At 61.6% G+C, this 21,950-nt stretch carries 17 protein-coding genes; 11 read left to right on the forward strand and 6 right to left on the reverse strand.

Annotation, left to right across the window (positions count from 1 at the left end):
* Window positions 1-62 precede the first annotated feature (62 nt).
* Window positions 63-1,595, forward strand: coding sequence for a M48 family metalloprotease (locus GPS82_RS04715; protein WP_296491616.1), 1,533 nt, complete (start codon window positions 63-65; stop codon window positions 1,593-1,595).
* Here the strand turns inward: GPS82_RS04715 and GPS82_RS04720 are convergent.
* Window positions 1,566-1,916: a phage holin family protein gene (locus GPS82_RS04720; protein WP_296491550.1), complete on the reverse strand. Its 351-nt coding sequence runs from the start codon at window positions 1,914-1,916 to the stop codon at window positions 1,566-1,568. The genes GPS82_RS04715 and GPS82_RS04720 overlap by 30 nt on opposite strands.
* Before the next feature lie 58 nt (window positions 1,917-1,974).
* Here GPS82_RS04720 and GPS82_RS04725 point away from each other — a divergent pair, with 58 nt between their 5' ends.
* Window positions 1,975-2,403: a DUF3717 domain-containing protein gene (locus tag GPS82_RS04725; RefSeq protein ID WP_296491553.1), complete on the forward strand. Its 429-nt coding sequence runs from the start codon at window positions 1,975-1,977 to the stop codon at window positions 2,401-2,403.
* A 50-nt stretch (window positions 2,404-2,453) separates the two neighbouring features.
* On the opposite strand, the gene GPS82_RS04730 is transcribed toward GPS82_RS04725, so the two are convergent.
* The 3 genes from GPS82_RS04730 to purB form a co-directional block, all read right to left on the reverse strand.
* Window positions 2,454-3,200: a beta-ketoacyl-ACP reductase gene (locus GPS82_RS04730; RefSeq protein WP_296491557.1), complete on the reverse strand. Its 747-nt coding sequence runs from the start codon at window positions 3,198-3,200 to the stop codon at window positions 2,454-2,456.
* Window positions 3,201-3,274: 74 nt separating this feature from the next.
* The gene (locus tag GPS82_RS04735; RefSeq protein ID WP_296491560.1) at window positions 3,275-3,835 is read right to left on the reverse strand and encodes a YaeQ family protein; all 561 of its coding nucleotides are present in this window, start codon (window positions 3,833-3,835) and stop codon (window positions 3,275-3,277) included.
* A gap of 11 nt (window positions 3,836-3,846) precedes the next feature.
* The gene (purB, locus tag GPS82_RS04740) at window positions 3,847-5,226 is read right to left on the reverse strand and encodes an adenylosuccinate lyase (protein WP_296491563.1); all 1,380 of its coding nucleotides are present in this window, start codon (window positions 5,224-5,226) and stop codon (window positions 3,847-3,849) included.
* A 111-nt stretch (window positions 5,227-5,337) separates the two neighbouring features.
* Between purB and GPS82_RS04745 the strand changes: the two genes are divergently transcribed.
* Window positions 5,338-5,952 carry a glutathione S-transferase N-terminal domain-containing protein gene (locus GPS82_RS04745; protein ID WP_296491617.1) on the forward strand — a complete coding sequence of 205 codons (615 nt, stop codon included), beginning with the start codon at window positions 5,338-5,340 and terminating at the stop codon, window positions 5,950-5,952.
* Window positions 5,953-6,058: 106 nt separating this feature from the next.
* On the forward strand, window positions 6,059-6,553 hold the full coding sequence (gene rfaE2 / locus GPS82_RS04750; RefSeq protein WP_296491566.1) for a D-glycero-beta-D-manno-heptose 1-phosphate adenylyltransferase: 495 nt from the start codon (window positions 6,059-6,061) through the stop codon (window positions 6,551-6,553).
* A gap of 189 nt (window positions 6,554-6,742) precedes the next feature.
* Here the strand turns inward: rfaE2 and GPS82_RS04755 are convergent, their stop codons facing one another.
* On the reverse strand, window positions 6,743-7,210 hold the full coding sequence (locus GPS82_RS04755) for a cytochrome c (protein WP_296491569.1): 468 nt from the start codon (window positions 7,208-7,210) through the stop codon (window positions 6,743-6,745).
* Window positions 7,211-7,227: 17 nt separating this feature from the next.
* Complete coding sequence (gene glnE / locus GPS82_RS04760; RefSeq protein WP_296491572.1) at window positions 7,228-9,942, reverse strand: bifunctional [glutamate--ammonia ligase]-adenylyl-L-tyrosine phosphorylase/[glutamate--ammonia-ligase] adenylyltransferase; 2,715 nt, start codon at window positions 9,940-9,942, stop codon at window positions 7,228-7,230.
* A 32-nt stretch (window positions 9,943-9,974) separates the two neighbouring features.
* On the opposite strand from glnE, the gene GPS82_RS04765 reads away from it, so the two are divergent.
* The 7 genes from GPS82_RS04765 (at window position 9,975) to GPS82_RS04795 (ending at window position 21,939) form a co-directional block, all read left to right on the forward strand.
* Window positions 9,975-14,048 (forward strand): YhdP family protein, encoded by a 4,074-nt coding sequence (locus GPS82_RS04765; protein WP_296491575.1) that lies wholly within the window; start codon window positions 9,975-9,977, stop codon window positions 14,046-14,048.
* A complete protein-coding gene (locus tag GPS82_RS04770; protein ID WP_296491577.1) occupies window positions 14,045-14,896 on the forward strand; it encodes a carbon-nitrogen hydrolase family protein in 852 nt (283 codons plus the stop codon). The genes GPS82_RS04765 and GPS82_RS04770 overlap by 4 nt, the downstream gene beginning before the upstream one ends.
* Window positions 14,896-16,050 carry an MltA domain-containing protein gene (locus tag GPS82_RS04775; protein WP_296491580.1) on the forward strand — a complete coding sequence of 385 codons (1,155 nt, stop codon included), beginning with the start codon at window positions 14,896-14,898 and terminating at the stop codon, window positions 16,048-16,050. The genes GPS82_RS04770 and GPS82_RS04775 overlap by 1 nt, the downstream gene beginning before the upstream one ends.
* Before the next feature lie 236 nt (window positions 16,051-16,286).
* Window positions 16,287-16,619 (forward strand): preprotein translocase subunit YajC, encoded by a 333-nt coding sequence (gene yajC, locus GPS82_RS04780; RefSeq protein WP_296491583.1) that lies wholly within the window; start codon window positions 16,287-16,289, stop codon window positions 16,617-16,619.
* A gap of 63 nt (window positions 16,620-16,682) precedes the next feature.
* Complete coding sequence (secD, locus tag GPS82_RS04785) at window positions 16,683-18,566, forward strand: protein translocase subunit SecD (RefSeq protein ID WP_296491585.1); 1,884 nt, start codon at window positions 16,683-16,685, stop codon at window positions 18,564-18,566.
* A 68-nt stretch (window positions 18,567-18,634) separates the two neighbouring features.
* A complete protein-coding gene (gene secF / locus GPS82_RS04790; RefSeq protein ID WP_296491588.1) occupies window positions 18,635-19,591 on the forward strand; it encodes a protein translocase subunit SecF in 957 nt (318 codons plus the stop codon).
* An 11-nt stretch (window positions 19,592-19,602) separates the two neighbouring features.
* A complete protein-coding gene (locus tag GPS82_RS04795; RefSeq protein WP_296491590.1) occupies window positions 19,603-21,939 on the forward strand; it encodes a DUF1631 family protein in 2,337 nt (778 codons plus the stop codon).
* Window positions 21,940-21,950: the final 11 nt, after the last annotated feature.

A 21,950-nucleotide genomic window follows, 5' to 3' on the forward strand; every position in this document is an offset into this window, starting at 1 on the left:
TCACACTCAAAAAATTTGCCGCCCCGAGAAAAAAAACGCGCGCGGCGCTTTTTTTGGCGGCCATGTGCTTGGTGTTGCCTGTCTCGTTGCAGGCGCAGGGCAACCCGGCAAACACGCTGCCTTTGCTGGGCGACGGCAGTGACATGAGTGCCAGTGCCGAGCGTCGCCTGGGTGACCGCATCGCCCGTGAGCTTTTCCGAGACCCCGACCTTATTGACGACCCGGTGTTGACGGACTACGTGCAGGGCGTCTGGCAGCCGCTGCTGGCTGCGGCCCGGGTCCGGGGTGATCTTACGCCTGAACTTGATGAGCGCTTTGCCTGGCGCATTGTCCTGGGGCGCGACCGCAGCGTCAACGCGTTTGCATTGCCAGGCGGGTATTTTGGGCTGCACCTGGGGTTGCTGGCAGTGGTGAACAGTCGCGATGAGTTGGCCTCGGTGCTGGGGCATGAGCTGAGTCACGTCACCCAACGCCATATTTCACGCCTGATTTCCAAAAACAACCAGCAAACTCCCTGGATGATCGGCGCCATGATTCTGGGCGCGCTGGCGGCCAGCAAAAGCCCCGAGGCCGGCAACGCACTGATCGTCGGCGGGCAAGCCCTGTCAGCGCAAAGCCAGCTCAATTTTTCCCGCGACATGGAGCGTGAAGCAGACCGGGTGGGCTTTGGCGTGATGACCCAGGCCGGTTTTGAGGCGCAGGGGTTCGTGGGCATGTTTGACAAGCTGCAGCAGGCGGCCCGGCTCAATGACACCGGTGCCTACCCCTATTTGCGCAGCCATCCGCTCACCACCGAGCGCATGGCTGACATGCAGTCGCGCCTGCCGCTGGGCGCCCCCCACACGGTTGATGTGGTGCCCGGCATGACGCACGCCATGCTGACGGCGCGCGCGCGGGTGTTGTCGAGTTCTGGTGTTGACGCGCTGCGCCTGTGGCGGGCGCAGGCTGATGATGCGAGGCTGGTCAGTCAGGCCCCCGCGCAGCAGGCCGGCATCTTGTATGGTGCGGCCATGGCCGCCAGCCGCATGCGTGATGCAGCGCAGGCGCGCAAGCAATGGGAGCGCCTGCAGCAAGTGGCCGCGCAAGAGCCTGAGGCAGCCCGGCAGGCACGCTGGCTGGGTGTGGAGATTGAACTGGCTGCGCGTGACCTGTCACGGCCGCAAATTTTGGCGCTTGGTGACAGCATCGGGCTGGACCCGGCCAAACCTGCCGCAGTAGCGCAGTTGCGTCGCCCGGAAATGTTGTTGCAGGCCCAGATTGCCGCGCAGTCTGGACAAATCGGGGTGATCGACCGCGTGGCGCAAAGCCTGCAAGTCTGGCTGGTCGGTGAGCCGCAGGACGCGCTGGCCTGGCAATGGCTGGCCAGCCTGTATACCGCGCAAAACCAGAGTCTGCGCGCCTTGCGGGCAGACGCCGAGGCGCGCGTGGCGCAACTGGATTACGCTGGTGCGCTGGACCGGCTCATGGCCGCGCAGGATCGACTGAAGGCCGCGAGTGCATCGGGCACACCAGCGGACCACATCGAAGCCTCCATCATTGACGCGCGGCGGCGTCAGATTGAAGTTTTACTTAAAGAACAGGCGCTCGAAAGCTGAGTCAATGACCAACCCCAGGGCGGAGTAGATCAGTGAGCCCCACAGTGCGGCATAGAAGTCGCGCACGTGAAAGCCCGCCAGAATCCCGGCAGCCGACCAGAACATCAGGGCGTTGATGACAAACAAGAACAGCCCCAGCGTGACCAGCGTGACGGGCAGCGTCAACACCACCAGCACCGGGCGCAACACCATGTTGAAGAGCCCGATGACAAAAGCCGCGATCAGCGCGGCGCCAAAGCTGCTGACCACGACGCCGCTGTAAAGGTAGGCCACGCAGAGCAGTGCGACTGCACTGAGCAGCCATTTCAGGATAAGTTTCATGGGCGAGAGCTTAGCACCTTGCCGGGTCACTACGCCAGCGGGCTATGATGCCCGACCCATGACTAGCATCCACATCACCGACATTGAATCTGCCATCAATTTTTGGCGCATCAGGTTGCCCTGCGTTGATGGAGCCGCGCTGCCCGCGCCGACGCGGGCGCTGGCCGAGGTGTACGCGGTGATGGCCTTCGAGCGCCGCCATGACATTGAAGAAACGGCCCTGTCCGAGGCGGCCTGGCAGGCCTGGCTGGCCTGGTACGAGAGCATGCCCGACACGCCCTGTATTGCGATTTGCTCGACCAGTCAGGGCGACGAAGTCTGCAAAGGCTGCGGCCGAACCTTTGCCGAGGTGCAGCACTGGACCGGCATGCGGCCGGTGCAAAAACGCACCATCTGGCGTCGCATCACGCAGGAAGGCACCGCTTGGCGCTTTAACAAATACGCCGAGCGGGCTGCCGAAAAGAAAAAAACTCCCGGGAGTCCCTGATCAGTTGGGGTCAGAGCACGTCGCTTTGCGAGTGGTCTGACCCGCAAGGTTCAGAGAGAAATGCCGCCCGAGACTTCAATCACCTCGCCATTGATGTAGCTGGCTTCGTCGCTGGCCAAAAAGGCGAAGACGTTGGCAATTTCTTCCGGCTTGCCCAAGCGACGCAAAGCCACCTTGGCACTCAGGTCGGCCAGCACTTTTTCGGGCATGGCCGCCACCATCGGGGTGGTGATGAAGCCGGGTGCCACCGCGTTAGTGCGCACGCCCTTGGGGCCGAGTTCGCGGCTCCAGGTCTTGGTGAAGCCGATCACGCCAAACTTGGTGGCGGCGTAGTTGGTCTGGCCAAAGTTGCCATACAAGCCCACCACCGAACTTGCGTTCAGAATCACACCGCTGCCCTGGGCCACCATGCCGTCGGCCACCGCCTGCGAGCAGTGGAACACGCCGCGCAGGTTGACGTCGATGACCTTGTCAAACTGTTCCAGTGTCATTTTTTGCAGGCGAGCATCCTGCGTGATGCCGGCGTTGTTGACCAGCACGTCGATACGACCAAATTTGGCCTTGACCTGGGCCACCACGTCGTCCACGACGGCGCGCTGGGTCACGTCCATCACAAAACCTTCAGCGGTGGCACCGAGGGCCCGGCACTGGGCCACGGCCTCGTCGACGCCGGCCTGTTTGACGTCACACACGATGACGATGGCGCCTTCATTGGCGAATTTGAGCGCGGTGGCCAGGCCAATGCCTTGAGCGGCGCCGGTGATGATGGAAACTTTATTGAGCAAACGAGCGGACATGATGATTTAGTTAGTAGTGAAAGAAACAGGATCATGTTACCCGTGTGACATTTCAGGAACTTGACACCAGTCAACTACTTCCAAATTAGCGGCTCAATTTCCACGTTATGGGTGCCATCGCCCAGTGTCAGCATGCCTTCCTGAATGGTGGCCTGCAGCGCCATGCTGCGTTGCGCCATCGGAATCAGGGCTTGCGCTGCCGCCGTGGGGATGCGCCAGACGCGCAGGTTTTTGGGCCGTGCCAGTTTGCTTTCCATGCCGCGCCACCAGATGTCGGCCGCCTGGCTAAAACAGTAAAGCACCACGGCATCGGCCTTGCCGCAGGCTTTGAGCAGTGGTTTGTCTTCGGGTTGCCCGACCTCGATCCACAGGCGTGTCTGGCCGGTGAAGTCGCGCAGCCAGGCGTCGGGCTCGTCGGGGTCACTCAGGCCGGCGCCAAAAGCCAGCGTGCCGTCGCCGTTGCAGACGCTTTGCAACTGGTGTGCCTGCAGCGCCAGCGCGCACAGGCGCACCATCATGCGTTCGTCGGTTTCACTCGGATGGCGCGCCAGCGTGAGCGCATGGTCGGCATAGTAGCCGTGGTCGATGTCGGCAATTTGCAGGCTTGCTTTGAAGATGGTGGATTTGATAGCCATGAAAAAAGGGTTTACACCCGGCGCGCCAGTTCGGCGGCCATGCCGGTGTAGCTGGCCGGCGTCATGGCCAGCAAACGCTCTTTTTCAACTTCTGGCAGGTCCAGCCCGGCGATAAAGCCCTGCATCAACTCGCGCGTCATGGCCTCGCCGCGTGTGAACTTCTTGAGTTGCTCATAGGGCTGGGGCAGGCCAAAGCGGCGCATCACGGTTTGAATCGGCTCAGCCAGCACCTCCCAGGAGCTGTCGAGGTCGGCGGCTATTGCGGTTTCATTGATTTCGAGCTTGTTCAAGCCGGTGGCGAGCGACTGGTAGGCCAGCACGGCATAGCCAAGTGCCACGCCCATGTTGCGCAGCACGGTGCTGTCGGTCAGGTCACGTTGCCAGCGCGAGATGGGCAGTTTGTCGCTCATGTGGCGCAGCAGGGCGTTGGCCAGGCCCAGGTTGCCCTCGGCATTCTCGAAATCGATCGGATTGACCTTGTGCGGCATGGTGGAAGAGCCCACCTCGCCATCTCGCAGGCGCTGCTTAAAGTAGCCCAGGCTCACGTAGCCCCACACATCGCGGCACAAGTCGATCAGGATCGTGTTGGTGCGCGCCACCGCATCAAACAGTTCGGCCATGTAGTCATGCGGCTCGATCTGGATGCTGTAAGGCTGAAACGTCAGGCCCAGGCCCAGCGGTTCGGGGGTTTCGATCACTTTGCGGCTGAACGCCTCCCAGTCAAAATCTGGCCAGGCCGACAGGTGCGCGTTGTAATTGCCCACCGCGCCATTCATTTTGCCCATCAGCTTGACGCTGGCGATTTTGTCGCGCGCGGCCACCAGGCGATTCACCACATTGGCGATTTCCTTGCCCACTGTGGTTGGGCTGGCAGTTTGGCCATGGGTGCGGCTGAGCATCGACACCTCGGCAAAGGCATGCGCCATCTCGCGCAGCTTGACAATCAACTCGTCAATTTTTGGCAGCACAACCTGGTCGCGGCCACTTTTGAGCTGCAGCGCATGGCTGGTGTTGTTGATGTCCTCGCTGGTGCAGCCAAAGTGCACAAACTCCTGGGCGGCCACCAACTCGGGCCGACCTTCGAATTTGGACTTGATCCAGTATTCCACCGCCTTGACATCGTGGTTGGTGGTCTTTTCGATGGTCTTGATGGCGTTGCCATCGGTCTCGGAGAAGTTCTTGACCAGACCCAGCAGGTAGGTGCGCGCACCCGGAGACAGCGGCTTGAACTCTTTGAAGCCACAGTCGCAAAGGGCGATAAGCCAGGCCACCTCAACCTGAACCCTTCGGTGCATGTAACCTTGCTCGCTCATGGCGGGGCGTAACTTGGCAAGTTTGGCGGCATAGCGGCCGTCCAGCGGGGAAAGAGCAGAAATCGCGGAATTAGTCATGACCAAGATTGTAGGAGGATCAAAAGTGGCATCAAAACCGTGGCTTCGCTTCAGCGCCTTGACGCTGTATAGAATGCCCACATCCTATTTTCAAGCTCCTGCCACATGCCCATCAAACTGATCGGATCCAATACCAGCCCCTACGTGCGAAAAGTGCGCATCGTCATGGCCGAAAAAAAGCTTGACTATGACTACGTGCTCGAAGACGTGTGGTCCGCCACCACCAACATAGCGGCATCAAGCCCGCTGGGCAAAGTGCCTTGCCTGGTGATGGAAGCGGGAGATGCGATTTATGACTCACGCGTCATTGTGGAATACCTGGACACCCTGTCACCGGTGGGCAAGCTCATTCCGACGCAGGGGCGTGAGCGGGCCGAGGTTAAAACCTGGGAAGCACTGGCCGATGGCATCCTGGATGCTGCCATTCTTGCCCGGCTCGAGGCCACCTGGGGCGGCCGCACCGAAGCACAGCGTTGCCAGGCCTGGATCGACCGGCAACTGGGCAAGGTGGATACCGCATTGCAGGCCATCAGCAGGGATCTGGCAGACAAACCCTTTTGCGTCGGCATCCATTTGAGCCTGGCCGACATCGCCGTGGGCGTGGCGCTGGGTTATCTCGACTTTCGCTTTCCCCAGTTGCCCTGGCGCGAGCAATATCCCAATCTGGTCAAGCTGCAAGACAAGCTGATGCTGCGCGCCAGCTTCGCAGACACCCGGCCGGTCTGACGCCGGCGCCGCGGACTGATGCTGCGCTGCTCTCGCCCGGGTGCCGTCCTGACTTTGGAGCCAGCGTGGCAGCCCGTGGTCAGCAATGGTTGCCGGGAGTTGGCCCATGCCTGAAGCCCCGTTTCCTTCGGCTTTGGCGGGCAAACTGTGCCATCCGGGTGATCTTGCGGCACGCGTGGCCGCGCTGGCGCGTCCGCTGGTCTTCACCAACGGCGTGTTCGACGTGTTGCACCGCGGCCATGTGGTGTACCTGGCGCAAGCCCGCGCCATGGGGGCCAGCCTGCTGGTGGCGCTGAACACCGACGCCTCGGCGCGGCGCTTGGGCAAGGGGCCGGACCGGCCGCTCAACAACGAAATGGATCGCGCTTTTGTGATGGCCGCACTCACCAGCAGTAGCCTGGTGACCTGGTTTGACGAAGACACACCGCTTGAATTGATTGCCCGGGTGCGCCCTGACATTCTGGTCAAGGGAGGCGACTACGACATGGAAAAGCTGCCCGAGACCGCACTGGTGCAGTCCTGGGGTGGCCGGGCGCTGGCGCTGCCGTTTGTCACGGGTTACTCCACCACGGCGCTGGTGAACAAGATCCGAAGTTCCTGAGGCTGGCGGCTGACAGGCCTGCCCCTGAAGATGTGGGCCTGAAGGCATGTCTGGCGGCCACGGGCTGCGCCATGGGTGTGCGGGAAGCGGTAAGGCTGTTTCAAAAGTGCCAAATTGGCCCAAGTGCTGTTTAAGGGCTTGTCCAGGAAAACCAGTAAGAGCGGATAATTTGAGCCAAATAGAGTCACGCTAGCTGCCCGGGGCATCGTTGCGGAACTGGTCGTGGCAGCTCTTGCAGCTCTTTTCCACGGCTTGCACGCTGGTCCGAACGGCCGGCAGATCGGCGCTTTGCGCGGCCTGCACCAATTTCTCCACCGACGCAAGGTAGCTGTCTTGCGCCTCTTTGAAGTCACCGGGGCGGCTCCAGACCTCAGCTTTGGCGCGGGTTGGCGGGTAGTTGCCGTCAGCCGTGAAATAGGGCCAGGGTTGGCTTGACAGTTCTTGCAGTGCCATGGCGCTGGCGACAAATTCAGCCCGGACAAATTCCTGCCGGTCGCGCGCCACCAGCCCCATCGGCTCGAGTGTTTTGGTGAAATTTTTAAAAATGGCCTGGCGCTTGCTGACCAGTTGTTGCGGGTGGGTGTCCTTGGCGCGCTCGCTGCAGCCACCCAGCAGGGCAGTGGCAGCGATGAGCGTGATCAGGGTGGTCTTTTGCATGTTGTCGAAATGAGAAGTTAGGGGTGGGAAGGGGAGGGCGCGAAGACCTGGTGCCACAAGGCCAGAATGGCTTCGCGCTGGGCCTGCATGGCGTTTGACGCGAGCTGGATGGATGCTTCGTCAAGGCGCGCCTTGTGCTGCACCTGGCGCATGGCCCGGTAGGCGCCGGCGGCAGCGTGTCCCACGCCCGCGGGCAGCAATCCCAGGCTCTCGGCGCGTTCCAGCAGCGCGATGTTGCCCGCGTTGGCCATCAGTTCAGGGTGGGCAGCCGACTGCGACAGCACCAGGAACTGCATCACAAACTCAGCGTCGATCATGCCGCCGGGGCTGTACTTGATGTCAAATTTGTCAGCTTTCACCGGTTGCGCGTCTGCCATGCGCTCTCGCATGGCAACAATCTCTGCGCGCAAGCTATTTGCATCACGCGGCGCGGTGATCACTGTCTTGCGCACGGCATCAAAGCGCTCGTGTAGGGACGCATCACCGAGCACGCAGCGCGCCCGAGTCATGGCCTGGTGTTCCCAGGTCCAGGCGGTGTTGGAGCCGCGTTTTTGCTGGTAATTGGCATAGGCCGCAAAACTGGTGATCAGCAGGCCGGCGTTGCCGTTGGGGCGCAGTGCGGTGTCAATTTCATAGAGGTCGCCCTCGCCGGTTTTAACGGTCAGCCAGTTGATGAGCTTGCGCACCAGCGCGGCATAGACTTCAGGCGCGTTTTCATCGTCATCATCAAACACAAACACGATGTCAAGATCGCTGCCGTAGCCCAGTTCCTTGCCGCCCAGCTTGCCATAGGCAATGATGCCGAAGCGGGGCTGCGCGCGATGCGCCTTTTTGAGGTGGGCCCAGCACCAGCGGGTGGTGATGCGCAGCACGGCGTCGGCCAGCGCACTCAGGTCGTCGGCCACCTGCTCCACCGTGAGTTTGCCTTCAATGTCGCGCGCCAGGGTGCGAAACACCTCGGCGTGGTGGGCCCGGCGCAGCAGGTTGAGCAGGGTTTCCTCGTCGTCCTCGCCCGTGCCAGTCAAGGCGCTGCGGCGGTGGTCGAGCTCGACCTCAAACTCCTCAGCGTTGAAGCGTTCCTGCATCATGGCGGGGCTGGCCAGCTCGTCAATCACGCCTGGATGCAGCAGCAGGTAGCGCGCCGGCCAGCGCGCTGCACCCAGCAGGCGCAGCAGCCGTTCGTGCACCTGCGGGCGTTCCAACAGCAAGGCGAGGTAACTTTCGCGGCGCAGCAGGGGTTCCATCCAATCCACCAGGCGCACTGCCGCCGCCTCGGTCACGCGGTCTTCGCGAACCCATTGCGCGGTGCGTCCAAGCAGGCGCAGCAGGCGCTCGCGGGCCTCGTCGCGCAGCGCCAGCACGCGCGGGTGCTGGCACCAGGACGCAAGCCGCTGGCGAAAGTCGTCGCCCAGCTGCGGCAACAAGTCGTCGATGGTCTGATTGGCCGGCTTGGCTTTGCCATTGTTGCAGCCCTTGCATTCAGGCTCGGGACCACCCAGCAGTTTGTCAAATTCTTGCGCCACCAGTTCGCGGTGGGCATCAAGCTGGCCCAGCAGCGCATGCGGGGAGGCATAACCCATGGTCTGCGATATCCAGTCCAGATCGTGGTCCTGGGTGGGCAGCACATGGGTTTGCTGGTCGTCCAGGTACTGGATGCGGTGTTCGATCTGGCGCAGGAAGATGTAGGCCTGGGCCAGTGCGGTTGCGGTCAGCTCTGACATCAGATTGGCGCGCACCAGACGTGGCAGCGCGCTCAAAGTCGGGCGGGTGCGGAGCTCGGGAAAATGTCCGGCGCGCACCACCTGCAGCAGTTGCACGGTGAATTCAATCTCGCGGATGCCGCCGCGCGAGAGCTTGACATCATTGGCGCGCTCGGGGTGGCCGGCGCTGCGTTTGGCGGCGTGCTCGCGTATTTGCCGGTGCAGCACACGCAGGGCGTCAAAAACGCTGTAGTCAAGGTAGCGCCGAAAGACAAAGGGCATGACCACCTTGCGCAGCGCCTGGGTGGTGCCGCTGGTGACGCTCTCAAAAGGCGCCACCACCCGGCTTTTGAGCCAGGCAAAGCGTTCCCACTCGCGCCCCTGCACATGCAGGTATTCCTCCAGCGCGTCCAGCGACACCGCTGCCGGGCCCGAGTTGCCATTGGGGCGCAAGGCCAGGTCGACACGGAACACAAAACCATGCTCGGTGGTGTCGCCCACCAGCGCGTACACCGCGCGCACCACCTTGCCAAAATATTCATGGTTGGTGATGCGCCCGCGCCCCAAGGCATCGCCCGCCGTGTCACCGTCTTCGTCATAAATGTAAATCAGGTCGATGTCGCTGGACACATTGAGCTCGCGCGCGCCGAGCTTGCCCATGCCGACAATCCAGAGCTGGGCGCGCTGGCCCGAAGGCGTCAGGGGAGCGCCGTGACTTTGGTCGATTGCGGCCTGCGCTTGTTGCAGAGCGTGGTTGAGGGCGAATTCGGCCAGCTCGGTCATGGCCTGGGTAACCCGCGCCAGCGGCAGCAGTTGTTCGCAGTCCAGACACAGCAGGCGCTCGATCACCAGTTGGCGCGTGATGCGCAGCGCGCTGGCCATGTCATGGCCCTGTGTCTGCAGGGTTTGATAGGTGGCCTGCAAATGCCCCGGATCCGGCACGCCGGGGGCCAGCAGGGGAAGCTCGGCCTGGTAGCGGCGGCGCACGCGTTGGGCAAAACGGGAATGGGTGGCCAGGGAGGGTCGGGTCATAATTCTGGTTGAGCAACTTTTATCGAATCAATGTGTCGCCCATTCCCTCCAAACTTCTGAAAACCTGGTCAGGCCTGACGCGTTGGCTTTTGGCTGTGGTGGTCGTGGCTTGGCTGCTGTTGGGTCTGGCCTGGGGAGCGCTTCACTGGGTTATTGTGCCGCGAATTGGCGAATTTCGCCCGCAGCTTGAAACGCGAGCCTCGCAGGCCCTGGGGGTAACCGTGCGGGTCGGTGCGGTGAGCGCTCAAACCAATGGCATGGTGCCTTCATTTGAGTTGCTTGACGTGACCCTGCTCGATGCGCAGGGTCGGGTGGGTTTGAGTTTGCCGCGCGTTCTGATTGCCCTGTCGCCCCGCTCACTGTGGCGCCTGGGCTTTGAGCAGATTTACCTGGACCAGCCCAAGCTCGATATCCGGCGCGCGCCCGACGGGAAAATCACCATCGGCGGGCTGGATTTTTCGAACGCCAATCAGGCTGATCCGGCGGCACTCGACTGGTTTTTTTCGCAGTTTGAGTTCGCCATTCACGATGGCACCGTGCGCTGGACCGACGAGCAGCGCGCCGTGGAGCCGGTGGTGCTGCAAAAGGTGGCACTGGTGGTGCGCAACCGGGGTCGTCACCACGATGTGCGCCTGGATGCCACGCCGCCCGAGGCCTGGGGTAGCGCCTTCAATGTGCAGGGCAGGTTCCTGCAGCCGCTGCTGTCACGCCAGAACGGCCGCTGGCAGGAGTGGGAGGGCCAGCTTTACGCCGCGTTCGAGCGGGCCGACCTGTCTGAACTGCGCCGCTACGTGCGTCTGGGCGTTGACCTGAGCCAGGGCCGGGGCGGGTTGCGGGCGTGGATGGATGTGGCGCAAGGGCGTGTCACCCAGGTGGTGGCGGATGTGGCCTTGTCTGAAGTCAGCGTCGTGTTGGGCGCTGATTTGAAGCCGCTGGCGTTGCAGCGGGTGCAGGGGCGCCTGGGGGGGCGCAAGTCGCCAGACGGGTTTGAGTTCTACACCCAGTCGCTGGCTTTTGACACGCAGGATGGCCTGCATTGGCCCGGCGGCAATGCCCATCTGCAGTTGGCGCATGCCCGAGCCGGGCAGTCTGAGCGTGGTGAATTCAGGGCCGACCGGCTGGACTTGGCCGCATTGGCGCAGATTGCCAGTCGTTTGCCTCTGGACGAAACGGTGCGCGCCAAGCTGCGCGACTATGCGCCCAAGGGCCAGGTGGACACGCTGAACGCCGCTTGGCAGGGGCCATGGGCGGCACCGGTCAAATACACCGCAAGGGGCCGGGTGAGTCAGCTTGAAGTTGCCGCCGTGGCTTCCTCGCCAGGGTTGCGGTCGCTCAATGCGGATTTTGATTTTGACCAGGATGGTGGCCAGGCCCGCCTTGCCATGGCGGCAGGCAGCCTTGATTTGCCCACGATATTTCAGGACCCGGTGATGGCCGTTGACGCGTTGACAGCCGAGGCACGCTGGCAAGTGCGGGGCGAGCACATCGCGGTGCAACTGGATAAGGTCAAGTTTGCCAATGCTGACGCGCAGGGCGAGGCGCAAATCAAATGGGAAACCAGCGACCCGGCCAAGCCGGGCGGCCTGGGCAGGTTTCCGGGGGTGCTGGACCTGCAGGCCAACCTGAGCCGCGCCGATGGCACAAAAGTGCATCGCTATTTGCCGCTGGTGATCAACCAGGAGGCGCGCGACTACGTGCGCGATGCGGTGCTTGACGGGCGCGCCAGTTCGGTGCGCTTTCAGGTAAAAGGCGCGATCGACCAGTTGCCTTCGATAGACCCCAAAAAAGGCGCCTTTAACATCACCGCGCAAATCGAGGGTGCCAGATTGGCTTATGTGCCGCGCAGTCTGCAAGACAGCGGCGAACTGCCCTGGCCGGTGCTGAACGACCTCAGCGGTGAACTGGTGATCGACCGGATGCAGTTGCAGGTCAACAACGGGCGCGCCAAACTGGGTGACGGCACGGCTTTGCAGGTGAGCCGGGTCGAGGCCCTGATTGATGATCTCGACGATGCGAAGGTCGCTGTCAATGCCGATTTCAAGGGGCCGATGCCCGAGTTGATGCGCCTGGTCAACGCCTCGCCCCTGGGTGACATGACCGGGCAGGCGCTCGTCAACAGCAAAGTCACCGGCAATGCCGATTACCAGCTCAGGCTGTTGCTGCCGATTGACGAGATCAGCCAATCCCGCGTCAGCGGCGGCATCACGCTGGCGGGCAACGAGGTGCAGATCACCCCGAACAGCCCCAGGTTCACGCAGGCACGCGGCAGGGTCAATTTCACTGAAGCCGGATTCTCATTGAGCGCCGTGCAGGCGCAGATGTTGGGCGGGGCTGCGCGTCTGGACGGCGGCTGGGTGCTGGTGCCGGAGTCGCCCAGCAGCCGTGGCGCGCCGACCCTGATTCGCGCCAGCGGTGTCGCATCGGCCGAGGGTTTGCGCCAGGCGTCCGAGCTGGATTTTTTGGCGCGACTGGCGCGCCAGGCCACGGGCAACGCGGCCTATACCGCCACCCTTGGGCTGCGCCGCGGGGTGACCGAGCTGCTGGTCAACAGCAACCTGCAGGGAATGGCGTTGAGTTTGCCTGCCCCTTTGGGTAAGACTGCCCAGGCGCTAATGCCATTGCGCCTGGAGACCGTCTTGCTGGCCGATGCGCCAGGTCCGCTGCAAGACCGGCTCACTGTGTCATTGGCCAACCTGGTGCAAGTGGTTTACGAGCGCGACGTATCGCAAGCCGAGCCGCGCGTGCTGCGTGGCGCCATAGGCGTTGGGCTGGATGCGCAGGAGTCGGTCCCGCTGGCTGCGGCTGGCGTGAGTGCCAATATCAACCTGAAAAATTTCAATGTCGATGCTTGGAGTGATGTCTTGAAGCAGGCCACCGAGGGTCAACTGACAGGGTCTGCGCTGGCGGCAGGCAACACGCCGGCCATGTCCTACTTTCCGAATCAAGTGGCGGTGCGCTCGGAGGCGTTGACGTTTGGCGGACGGCAGCTCAACCAGGTCGTGCTTGGGGCTGGGCGCGAAGGAGGCTTGTGGCGAGCCAATCTGCTTGCCACCGAGCTCAACGGTTATCTTGAATATCGCCAGCCCAATGCCACGGTGAGCGGTGGCGCTGAAGGACGGCTTTACGCCCGACTGGCGCGCTTGACCCTTGCGCCGGGCGCGCAGGCCGATGTGGAGGCTTTGCTGGATGCCCAACCGGCCAGCATCCCGGCGCTGGACATTGTGGTGGACGATTTTGAATTGCGCGGCAAAGAACTGGGGCGTCTGGAGGTGGAGGCCGTGAACAGCAGTCGCCTGCCAGGCCAGGGTGAGTCCGGGCTGCGCGAGTGGCGTCTGAATAAATTCAACCTGGCGGTGCCTGAGGCCAGCTTTGTAGCCAGTGGCAATTGGGCGGCGCTCAACGCGGTACCACAAGGCGCCGGCGCAACGCCAGCCGCCACGCAGCGCAGGCGCACGGCGATGAACTTCAAGCTCGATATTGCCGACAGTGGCGCCCTGCTCAATCGAATGGGTCTGAAGGATGTGGTGCGTGGCGGGCGCGGCAAGCTCGAGGGCCAGGTGGGGTGGCTGGGCTCGCCCCTGAGCCTGGATTACCCGTCCATGAACGGCGCGTTCACGGTCAATGTGGCGTCGGGTCAGTTTCTCAAGGCCGATCCGGGCATTGCCAAACTGCTCGGCGTGCTGAGCTTGCAGGCCTTGCCGCGGCGCCTGACGCTTGATTTCAGGGATGTCTTCAGTGAAGGCTTTGCGTTTGATTTTTTGCGCGGCGATGTGAGAATTGACAGGGGCATGGCGCTGACCAACAACTTGCAAATGAAGGGTGTCAATGCGGCGGTGTTGATGGAGGGCAGCGCTGACATTGCCCGCGAGACGCAAGACCTGAGGGTGGTCGTGGTCCCTGAAATCAGTTCGGGCACCGCGTCGCTGCTGGTGGCCACGGCGATCAACCCGCTCATTGGCCTGGGCACTTTTTTGGCGGAGTTGTTTTTGCGCCGCCCGATGATTGAATCAGCGACCCAGGAATTTCATGTGGATGGCGCCTGGGACGACCCGAAAATCACCAAAGTGCCGCGTTCCAAGGCCGCAAATCCGGAGACGAAACCATGAAAATCGCTGCCATCCAAATGGTCTCGGGCACAGACCTGCCCGCCAATCTGGCGCAAGCCCGCGCGTTGTTGCGCGAAGCCGCGCAGGCCGGCGCCGAACTGGCGGTGTTGCCCGAGTATTTCTGCCTGATGGGTTTGCGTGATGCTGACAAGCTGGCGATTCAGGAGCCTTTTGGGCAAGGCCCGATCCAGCAGTTTTTGAGCGATGCCGCCCGCGAACTCGGGCTGTGGCTGGTGGGCGGAACCTTGCCGCTCACTGCCTCGCCTGACAGCCCGGCCCGAGAGTCGGCCAACGAGCAGCAGGCTGGCCGGGTGTTCAACAGTTCGCTGGTGTATTCGCCGGCGGGCCAGTGCCAGGCGCGCTACGACAAAATGCATTTGTTCAGGTTCAACAATGGTGTAGAGCGTTATGACGAATCGCTGGTGCTCGCCGCCGGCCGCCAACCCGTCACTTTCGATGTGGCTTCCGTGGACGGTCACACCTGGCGATTCGGCATGAGTGTGTGTTACGACCTGCGCTTTGCCGAGTTGTACCGGCATTACGCCCGGGCCGGTGCGCATGTGATGCTGGTGCCCAGCGCCTTCACCCACACCACCGGGCAGGACCACTGGGAGGTCCTGCTGCGTGCCCGCGCCATCGAAAACCTGGCGTTCGTGGTGGCCGCCGCCCAGGGTGGCCTGCATGACAACCAGCGCAGCACCTGGGGTCACGCCATGCTGGTCGACCCGTGGGGAAAACTGCTGGGGGTGCGCGAACAAGGGCCGGGCGTGGTGACGGCCGACTTGTCCTGGGACCTGATGCAGCAATACCGCAGTCGTTTGCCGGCCCTTGAACACCGGCTGATGTGATGGCCAAGACCGCATTTTTTCGTTACTTGCTGGCGGCATGCCTCATCAGTGCACTGGTGGCCTGCAGCACGCCCCCGCCAGTGCAGAACATACCCGGTGCGCAGCAGCCGTCCGCCTCGCCGTTGCCCGATCTGGCAGTGGCTGGCGCTGCCCTGACGCGCGGCAACAGCCGCTGGCAGCCGGCGGCCTGGACCGAATTGCCAGGTTTTGGCAACGATGCCCTGTTTGAAGCCTGGAACGCCTGGCTCAAGAGCTGTGAGCGTCCGGGGCCGGTGTTCGCCCCTTTGTGCCCTGATGTGCGCCGCTTGAGCATTGGCACCGATGCTGAGCAGCGCCAGTGGTTGCTCAGCCGACTCCAGCCTTACCGCGTTGAGCCCTTGCAAGGCGGGCCGGCGAGCGGCTTGTTGACCGCCTATTTTGAGCCTGAACTAGAGGCCCGGCGCTTGCCCGGCCAGGGATTTCTGGTGCCCCTGTACCAGCCACCCGCCAATTTGAAGACGCGCCAGCCCTGGTTTACCCGGCAGGAAATCGACACCCTGGCGCCAGCACAAGAGGCCTTGCGTGGCCGCGAAATTGTGTACCTGAACGACCCGGTGCAGGCCTTGGTGTTGCAGATCCAGGGTTCGGGCCGTGTCCGGGTGACCGAACCCGATGGCAGCGTGCGCCTGGTGCGGCTGGCCTATGCCGGGAACAACGGCCAGCCGTACCAAAGCATTGGCCGCTGGCTGCTCGATCAGGGCGAGTTGCGCGATGCCACCTGGCCCGGCATCCAGGCCTGGCTGCGGCAAAACCCGCAGCGCGTCAATGAACTGCTGTGGAAGAATCCGCGCGTGGTTTTTTTCAAGGAAGAGCGTTTGGGTGACTTTGATGCCGCCTTTGGCCCCAAAGGCGCGCAAGGCGTGCCGCTCACCCCCGGACGCTCGATTGCCGTCGATCCGCAGAGCATTCCCTACGGCACGCCGGTGTGGCTGGCCTCCGAAGGGCCACAAATCAACTTGCAGCGTCTGGTGCTGGCGCAGGACACCGGCAGCGCCATACTCGGCGCGGTACGGGCCGATTATTTTGCCGGTTGGGGTGTTGCGGCAGGCGAGCTGGCCGGACGGCTCAAGCAGCCGCTGCGTCTTTGGGTGCTGTGGCCCAAGCCGGCTCCGTGAAAGCTGCCGAGCGTTGGCGCGTATTCCGCAAGACATCCGGGGCTTTGGTCATGGCAAAACACACCATGCGGCGCTGGCAATGGAAGAATGGCGCTCCTGAAAATACCGTTTCGTGCGTCGCTGGTGCCCTGAACCGTCACAATTAGCGCCCGCATACAATGCCCACCTGCCAGGAAAGCGCGCTCGCGTGCGCCTTTCATGCGCTTATTTTTTGATTCACCTATCTGGAGTTTGCCGTGTTTATTTCTTCTGCCATTGCCCAAACCGCCCCCGCCGCAGCTTCTGGCGGTGACGTGCAGTCTTCGCTCATGGGCATGCTGCCTCTGGTGCTGATGTTTGTGGTGCTGTACTTTGTGATGATTCGTCCTCAAATGAAAAAGGCGAAAGAGCACAAAGCCATGATCGAGGCCCTCTCCAAGGGCGATGAAGTCGCCACAGCCGGTGGTATTTTGGGCAAGGTCACCAAGCTGGGTGACAGCTTTATTGACATTGAAGTGGCCAATGGCATCGAAGTTCATTTGCAGCGCAGTGCCGTGGTTCAGGTGTTGCCCCGGGGCAGCATCAAGTAAATTCACCCGCCTTGAGCGCCGGCCTGTGCCGGCATTTTGCAGTCTGATGTCTGAAGGGCGATCATGAATCGTTACCCGGTTTGGAAATACGTGATCATTGTGATCGCGTTGGTTGTGGCGGGCTTGTATGCCTTGCCGAACTTCTTTGGCGAGTCGCCTGCAGTGCAGGTCTCGGCTGCCAAGCCGCTGGTCAAGGTAGACGCGGGCACCCTGGTGCAGGTGGAGGCGGCGCTCAAAACGGCCGGTATCACGGCGGATCTGGTGACGCTGGATGGTGCCTCGATCAAGGTCAGGCTGCTTGACACCGACACCCAACTCGCAGCCAAGGACGCCATTCAGAAAGCGCTGATCCCTGATGCCGGCAATCCGGGGTATGTGGTGGCATTGAACCTGCTGTCAAGGTCGCCGGCCTGGCTGTCTGGCTTGCACGCGTCGCCGATGTACCTGGGCCTGGACTTGCGCGGTGGCGTGCACTTCATGCTGCAGGTGGACATGCAGGCGGCGCTCACCAAACGCGCAGAATCACTCTCGGGTGATGTGCGTACCAGCCTGCGCGAGAAGAATATTCGCCACAGCGGCATCAACCGTGTGGCCCAGTCTATCGAGGTGCGCTTTCGCGATGCCGCCACGCTGGAAGCCGCCAAGGCGGTGTTTCAGGACCAGTTTGCCGACTTGCAAACCATTGATGCTGCCGAGGGTGCCGAGTTCAAGCTCACTGCCACTATCAAACCCGAGGCTGCGCGTCGTATCCAGGACCAGGCGCTCAAGCAAAACATCACCACCCTGCACAACCGGATCAACGAGCTGGGTGTGGCCGAGCCGGTGATCCAGCAGCAGGGGCTGGACCGTATCGTGGTGCAATTGCCGGGCGTGCAGGACACCGCCAAGGCGAAAGACATTCTGGGGCGCACGGCCACACTGGAAGTGCGCATGGTCGATGAGAGCACCGAGGCGCGGGCTGCCGAAATGGGCAACGGTGTGGTGCCGTTTGGCTCCGAGCGTTATCTGGAGCGCAATGGTCAGGCGGTGATTGTCAAAAAGCAGGTGATTCTGACCGGCGAAAACCTGACCGACGCGCAACCCGGCTTTGACAGTCAGACGCAGGAGCCCACCGTCAACCTGAATCTGGACGCCAAGGGCACGCGTATTTTTCGCGACGTGACGCGTGAAAACGTCGGCAAGCGCATGGCCATTTTGCTGTTTGAAAAAGGCCGGGGCGAAGTCGTTACCGCGCCGGTGATCCGCTCCGAAATCGGTGGCGGTCGGGTGCAAATCTCGGGCCGCATGACGACCATGGAAGCCAACGACACCGCCTTGCTGCTGCGCGCCGGTTCGCTGGCGGCGCCGATGGAAATCATTGAGGAAACCACCATTGGCCCCAGCCTGGGCGCCGAGAACATTGCCAAGGGCTTCAACAGCGTGACCTGGGGCTTTGTGGCGGTGGCCATCTTCATGTGCATGTATTACATGCTGTTTGGCGTGTTTTCCAGCATTGCGCTGGCGTTCAATCTGCTGCTGCTGGTGGCAGTGTTGTCGATGCTGCAAGCCACCCTGACGCTGCCCGGCATGGCGGCCATGGCGCTGGTGCTGGGCATGGCGATTGACGCCAACGTGCTGATCAATGAGCGTATCCGAGAAGAGTTGCGCAGCGGTGCCTCGGCCCAGGCCGCGATTCATACCGGGTACGACCGTGCCTGGGCGACCATTTTTGACTCCAACATCACCACCCTGATTGCCGGCCTGGCTTTGTTGGCCTTTGGCTCCGGACCGGTGCGCGGCTTTGCCGTGGTGCACTGCCTTGGCATCATGACCAGCATGTTCTCTGGCGTCTTTTTCTCGCGTGGTTTGGTCAACTTTTGGTACGGGCGCAAGAACCGCCTGAAGACGGTGTCGATTGGCACCATTTGGCGAGCCGATTCTGGCACCGCGCTCAAGACTGAATCGTAGAACCTTGTGGGACAGACCTCAGCCGCACTCCGTGAGCCAACTCTGTCTCCAACTGATTAGGATAAACCATGGAATTTTTTAGAATCAAGCGCGACATCCCGTTCATGCGGCATGCGCTGGTGTTCAACCTTATCTCAGGCCTGACATTTCTGGCGGCGGTATTTTTTCTGTTCACGCGTGGCTTGCACCTGTCGGTGGAGTTCACTGGTGGCACGCTGCTGGAAGTGACTTATTCCCAGCCTGCAGATCTGGGGGCAGTGCGTGCCACAGTGGCCAAGCTTGGGTTCACCGATGTGCAAGTGCAAAACTTTGGCACTGCGCGTGATGTGCTGATTCGCCTGCCAGCCCAAAAAGGTGTCAGTTCAGCCCAGCAAAGCACCCAGGTGATGGCCGCCTTGAAAGAACTGGATGCTTCAGCGACGATGCGCCGAACTGAATTTGTCGGTCCGCAGGTCGGCGACGAACTGGCCGCCGACGGTCTCAAGGCGCTGGCCTTGGTGGTCGTCGGCATCATGATTTACCTGGCAATGCGCTTTGAGTGGAAATTTGCGGTGGCGGCAATCGTTGCCAATATGCACGACGTCATCATCATCCTGGGGTTTTTTGCTTTCTTTCAGTGGGAGTTTTCGCTGCCGGTGCTGGCCGCCGTGCTGGCCGTGCTGGGTTACTCGGTGAATGAATCGGTGGTGATTTTTGACCGGATTCGCGAGAACTTCCGCCGCTATCGCAAGATGAGCACCGAGGAAATCATCAACAACGCCATCACATCCACGATCAGCCGAACCATCATCACCCACGGCTCGACGCAGATGATGGTGCTGTCGATGCTTCTGTTCGGTGGTGCGACCCTGCATTATTTCGCGCTGGCGCTCACCATCGGCATTTTGTTCGGCATTTACTCGTCTGTTTTTGTCGCTGCCGCCGTGGCCATGTGGCTGGGCCTCAAGCGCGAGGACCTGGTCAAGGGGGGTGTGGGCAAAAAGGATCTGGACCCGAATGACCCCAACGCGGGCGCCACAGTTTAGAATTTCAAGCCATGGCTTCACCGTTATCGGCTCATCAAAACGCGTCCCTGGCGGCGCGCATGCGTCAGCGCCTGGTTGACGAGGTCGCGCAGTCGTTGACGGTTTTGCAGGCCTCGATCCGTGAGCATTTGATCTCTTTGCTGAACGAAGCAGCGCCGATGCGCGAGCAGCAGTTGCGCCGCGAGACCTGGACACTGTTCGAACACCAGAAAGAGTCATGGCTGGAGGCAACCCTGAAGGCATGGCAGGCGGCCTTGAAATTTGCACACCAGCGTCATGTCGCCTTGCCAGCGAGCACGCACCTGGAGTTGGTCAGCACCGAGGCGGTTGAAAACCGCATGCTGGCTTCCCGCATGGCTTTGGCCCTGATGGAGGTGGCAGCCGGTGAAGTCAATGATTTTCGCAAGCGGCTAAAACACCTGGAGCCAGCGCAGGAGTTGTCGGCCCAGGACATCGTTCATCCTGAGGTGTTGGTTTTTGCCATGCTCGAGCAATGGGTGGCCTGTGGTTTGTCGCTGGACTCGTGGGCCTTGATCAACGAGGCGGTGCAGCGCCACATCAACGCGCAATGGCGGCAGATTTACGCAAGCTGCAATGCCGAACTGGTGGCTCAGGGTGTGTTGCCGGTGGTTCCGGTCGAGTCGCATCAAAAGGCCAGACCTGCGGCGTCGTCTTATGCCCCGCCTGCGCTACAAGCCGGGGAAAATTACCCGTCTGGCACCTACCCACCACAAAATTTCATGTCCGGCAGTGCTGCCAGAAGTGATGCATCAGGCCGGTCAAGCCAACGGATATCAGCCACTCCCCCAAGGCATTATTCCGGTTTTCCGGTGCAGGCAGGCGCTGAAGTGCTGCCTCAGGCTGGCGCATACGGCATGGACGTTTTAACCCGGGTGGGTCGCATGATGCCGGGTTATTTTCCAGCTCAAAATGTTTCCGCGGCGGTACAGCGCGGGCCATCGGCGCAGTTGATGTCGGCGTTGGCGCAGCGCCCGATGCCGGGTGAGGCCTGGGGTGACGCCGGCGCTGAAGAGCAACCACTGCCTGTGTTGATGGTCGCGCAGGTCGCCGGGGAACTGCAGCAGAAGTCGGCAGAGCTCAAGAAACTGGCGCAAAACGACAATGAAAAGGCCATTATTGAGTTGATCACGCTGATGTTTCAGTCAATTTTGCAGGAGGACCGGATCCCGCCCGAGATCAGGGTCTGGTTTGCCCGGCTGCAGATGCCTGTCCTGAGCATGGCCTTGCAAGATCCGGACTTCTTCAATCGGCAGAATCATCCGGCCCGCTTGTTGATTGATCACATGGGTTCCTGTGCGCTGGGATTTGACGCCAGCGACATCAAGAGCGATGAACTGGCCACCGAGATCAAGCGGGTGGTTCAGGTGGTTGAGCAGTACCCCGACGCCGGAGACCGCGTTTACGAGCGTGTTTACGAGGAGTTCAAGGAGTTTCTTAAAAACTACCTGACGCAAAAAACCGCATCTCAAAAGCTGGTCGGTGTGGCGGAGCAGGTGGAGCAAAAGGAAACCTTGGCCATTCAGTGCACCATCGAGTTGCGTAATCTGATTAAAGACATGCCGGTGCGCGACGCTATTCGTGATTTTTTATACAAAGTCTGGTCAGAAGTGATCGCGGTGGCCAGCATGCGCCAGGGCGGGCAACACCAGGCCACCCTGGCGCTTAAGAAAACTGCGACCGACTTGATTTGGGCCGCCAGCGCCAAGTTGAATCGCGCCGACCGCGTGCAGGTGATTGCAGATTTACCCGAGTTGTTGAAGTCTTTGCGCACGGGGATGAGCCTGCTCGGGTTGAGTTCGGAACTTCAGGACGGGCACATCAAGGTGATCAGCGATATTCTGGCGGATGCGTTCATGTCCAAGGCGCAGGCCATTGACAGGGCGCAAATCCAGGCCTTGGCCGAACGTCTGGCGCACCTGGAGAATTATTTCAGCACAGAGGGACCAGAGGAACTTCCGCTCGACCCCCAAGGCATTGAGGATTTGCTGGGGATTGATGCGTCAGACCTCGAAGTGGTGACTTCCGGCGGCGAGGTGGCCAGCCCGGTCATGCTGGCTTGGGCGCAAAACTTGAGTTTGGGCGCCTGGTTCAGCCTTGACTATCACGAGCAACTCGTTCAGGTTCAGTACGTCTGGAGCAGTCCGCTCGGTTATTTGCATCTTTTTTCATCGGTTCTGGGACGCAGTTACCTGATCCAGACAGCACGGCTCGCGGCCTATCTGGACGCCGGCATGTTAAAACCGCAGGAAGAGGCGCTGCTGACCGAGCGTGCGACCCGTGATGCTTTGACGCAAATCGAAAAGTACCCTGAACGCTTGCTGCGGTGACGTCTTCCCGG

It is taken from the genome of Rhodoferax sp. (assembly GCF_011391645.1).
Taxonomy (GTDB): domain Bacteria; phylum Pseudomonadota; class Gammaproteobacteria; order Burkholderiales; family Burkholderiaceae_C; genus Rhodoferax.

Coding starts and splice junctions, on each gene's coding strand:
- secD (WP_296491585.1), top strand. CDS start 16,683: ATGAATCGTTACCCGGTTTGGAAATACGTGATCATTGTGATCGCGTTG.
- GPS82_RS04715 (WP_296491616.1), top strand. CDS start 63: ATGTGCTTGGTGTTGCCTGTCTCGTTGCAGGCGCAGGGCAACCCGGCA.
- GPS82_RS04730 (WP_296491557.1), bottom strand. CDS start 3,200: ATGTCCGCTCGTTTGCTCAATAAAGTTTCCATCATCACCGGCGCCGCT.
- glnE (WP_296491572.1), bottom strand. CDS start 9,942: ATGACCCGACCCTCCCTGGCCACCCATTCCCGTTTTGCCCAACGCGTG.
- rfaE2 (WP_296491566.1), top strand. CDS start 6,059: ATGCCTGAAGCCCCGTTTCCTTCGGCTTTGGCGGGCAAACTGTGCCAT.
- GPS82_RS04755 (WP_296491569.1), bottom strand. CDS start 7,210: ATGCAAAAGACCACCCTGATCACGCTCATCGCTGCCACTGCCCTGCTG.
- GPS82_RS04725 (WP_296491553.1), top strand. CDS start 1,975: ATGACTAGCATCCACATCACCGACATTGAATCTGCCATCAATTTTTGG.
- purB (WP_296491563.1), bottom strand. CDS start 5,226: ATGACTAATTCCGCGATTTCTGCTCTTTCCCCGCTGGACGGCCGCTAT.
- secF (WP_296491588.1), top strand. CDS start 18,635: ATGGAATTTTTTAGAATCAAGCGCGACATCCCGTTCATGCGGCATGCG.
- GPS82_RS04770 (WP_296491577.1), top strand. CDS start 14,045: ATGAAAATCGCTGCCATCCAAATGGTCTCGGGCACAGACCTGCCCGCC.
- GPS82_RS04735 (WP_296491560.1), bottom strand. CDS start 3,835: ATGGCTATCAAATCCACCATCTTCAAAGCAAGCCTGCAAATTGCCGAC.
- GPS82_RS04775 (WP_296491580.1), top strand. CDS start 14,896: ATGGCCAAGACCGCATTTTTTCGTTACTTGCTGGCGGCATGCCTCATC.
- GPS82_RS04795 (WP_296491590.1), top strand. CDS start 19,603: ATGGCTTCACCGTTATCGGCTCATCAAAACGCGTCCCTGGCGGCGCGC.
- GPS82_RS04720 (WP_296491550.1), bottom strand. CDS start 1,916: ATGAAACTTATCCTGAAATGGCTGCTCAGTGCAGTCGCACTGCTCTGC.